The sequence below is a fragment of the Mycobacterium sp. E3298 genome, assembly GCF_001666895.1.
In the GTDB taxonomy this organism is placed as follows: domain Bacteria; phylum Actinomycetota; class Actinomycetes; order Mycobacteriales; family Mycobacteriaceae; genus Mycobacterium.
Genome location: NZ_LZJB01000546.1, coordinates 1 through 2,241 on the forward strand (window position 1 = coordinate 1; position 2,241 = coordinate 2,241).

The window sequence follows — 2,241 nt, forward strand, 5'->3', positions numbered from 1 at the left end:
CAGCGGGCCGAGGACATCGAAAGTGGCCCCGCCCCAGTCGATGAGGTGATGCCGACCATCCCGCGGCCAACCGATGAGGTCAGGCACCACGGCCAGCGGCAGGGCGGCCGCCAGGTCGTTTACCCCGTCGACCGCACCCTGGGCGAGCGCGGCATCGACGACCGCCGCGGCGGTGGCGTCCACGCTGTCGCTGATCGCACGCAGCACGCGCGGCAACAGTCGGTGCGCGACCAGTTTGCGACGTTGATCGTGCTCGTCGCCGTCGCTGTTGAGGGTCGTGCCTCGCGATAGGCGATTGGTGATCGGGTTCAGGGAGACGCCCCTGCCCGACAGGAACGTCGTGTCGTCACGCAACACGGCCTTGCTCTCGGCGTAGCGGGGGAGCGCGTACGCCTTCTGCTTGGCCAGCCAGACCACCGGGCCGAGGTCGCGCAGGCGCCGGTAGTGCGGGTAGGGATCGACGATGGCGGCGGCGGAGTAGAGGTCGGGTTCGTATACCGGGACACCGGCCGGTGTGCGACGCATCGTTCTCCTCACAGCGCGCCTGGCGGCCACGGCGCACGCTTTCTGACGAAATCGTCACATACGGCGATATGCTCAGTCAAGCCCTGAGGTGCCGTGCCCGGGTGCAACGGATGGTTCGGCGGCGGACGGCCAAGGCCGGCTGCTCCGTTTTCGCCGACGGTCCTACCCAGACAAACCGGCCGCGCCTAGCGCGGCTCGCAGACCACGAGCGGGATGACGCGGTCGATGGCCCGACGGTATTCGCGGTAGCGAGGGCAGATCCGCTTCAGCGGCGGCCAATAGCGTTCGCGCTCAGCGTCTGTGGCGTCCCGGGCCACCAGATCCAGCTGCCGGGCGCGGATCTGCACCCGCACTTCGGGATGCTCCTTCAGGTTGCGATACCACAACGGGTCTTCGTCGCGCCCGCCGAAAGAAGCCGGCAGAATCACCCTTTCGCCGTCGAGCTGTTCAGTGCCCGCGGCTTCGCCGACGTCAGCGTCGACGACGTCGCCCAGGATCTTTCCCAACCTGCAGCGAGGGAAACGTTACGGGTCGCAGATGACGATCGGGATGACACGGTCCGTCCACGATCGGTAGTCGCCGAATGACGGGTACATGGCATCCAGCTTCGGCCAGTACTCCGCGCGCTCGGCCTCGGTGGCGTCACGGGCCTGCAGCTGCAGCACCTCGTCCTTGATCTGCACGGAGACTTTGGGATTGGCCTTGAGGTTGAGGTACCACAATGGGTTCTTCTCGCTGCCGCCCTTCGATGCGACCAGTACCACCCGGTTCCCTTCGCGTAGATACAGCAGCGGGCTCACCCGCGGTTCACCGGTCTTACGGCCCGTCGTGGTGAGCAGGGCGACCGGCGCGTTGCCGAAGGTGCCGCCCAGTTTTCCGTTGCTGCGTCGGTAGATCCACGTGTTGCCCTTGGCCATCCATTTGATGATGAAGCCGACCCAGGGGGCGTTCAAAGAGCGTGGCTTCGGTTTAGGCATGATGTTCCCTTAGCGCTGGACAAATGGTTGGAAGCGAACCTTGATGTGGTGGATTTCGGCCTTGCCGCTTGAGCTTTCGGCCGGTATCACGAACGTCTCGTTGACTCGTGCGGCCAGCCGACGGCCGCCGAACGCCGCCTTGGTCAGCACGGTGTACGCCGCGTGCACCCGGTCTCCGTCGATTCGGTAATCCGGCGGCGTCGTGTCCGCGAGAAATCGGTACTGCGGACCACGATTCATGCTGCGGCGCAGATGGTTTCCGGAGAACCCGTTCTTGATCCCTTGCTCGACGCGGGTGCACCGCGCGGCGAACGGAACGGAGTCGCCGTGATGGCTGACAAGCGCGTCGATGTAGGCCTGCGCCGCGGCGATGCGGCTCTCTTCGGAGACGAGCACCGAGAGGCTAGATGCGTTCGATGATGGTGCCGGTTGACAGGGCACCGCCCGCGCACATGGTGATCAGCGCGGTGCTCTGGTCGGTGCGCTCCAGCTCGTGCAGCGCGGTGGTGATCAGCCGGCTGCCGGTGCTGCCCACCGGGTGGCCCAACGCGATCGCCCCACCGTTCACGTTCACCTTGTCCATGTCCGGGTTGTGCACCCGCGCCCAGGACAGCACCACCGACGCGAACGCCTCGTTGATCTCGGTGATGTCGATGTCACCAATCTTCATGCCGGCCTTTTCCAGGACCTTGGCGGTGGACTGGACGGGGCCGTCGAGGTGGTAGTACGGCTCGGCGCC

General features: G+C 66.0%; 2 protein-coding genes and 3 pseudogenes. All 5 read right to left on the reverse strand.

Features of this window, described 5'->3' with window-relative positions; all coding sequences use genetic code 11:
• Positions 1 to 525, reverse strand: a pseudogene (locus A9X05_RS25075) (cytochrome P450); the annotation flags it as partial.
• Positions 526 to 710: 185 nt separating this feature from the next.
• Positions 711 to 965 (reverse strand): annotated as a pseudogene (locus tag A9X05_RS25080) (nitroreductase/quinone reductase family protein); the annotation flags it as partial.
• Positions 966 to 1,049: 84 nt separating this feature from the next.
• Positions 1,050 to 1,502 carry a nitroreductase family deazaflavin-dependent oxidoreductase gene (locus A9X05_RS25085; RefSeq protein ID WP_067784754.1) on the reverse strand — a complete coding sequence of 151 codons (453 nt, stop codon included), beginning with the start codon at positions 1,500 to 1,502 and terminating at the stop codon, positions 1,050 to 1,052.
• Positions 1,503 to 1,511: 9 nt separating this feature from the next.
• Complete coding sequence (locus A9X05_RS25090; RefSeq protein WP_067755068.1) at positions 1,512 to 1,898, reverse strand: hypothetical protein; 387 nt, start codon at positions 1,896 to 1,898, stop codon at positions 1,512 to 1,514.
• Between the two features lie 7 nt (positions 1,899 to 1,905).
• Positions 1,906 to 2,241 (reverse strand): annotated as a pseudogene (locus A9X05_RS25095) (steroid 3-ketoacyl-CoA thiolase); the annotation flags it as partial.

Bases quoted from the DNA above. Each gene is read 5' to 3' on its own strand.
- A9X05_RS25085 (WP_067784754.1), bottom strand. From the start codon at position 1,502: ATGCCTAAACCGAAGCCACGCTCTTTGAACGCCCCCTGGGTCGGCTTC.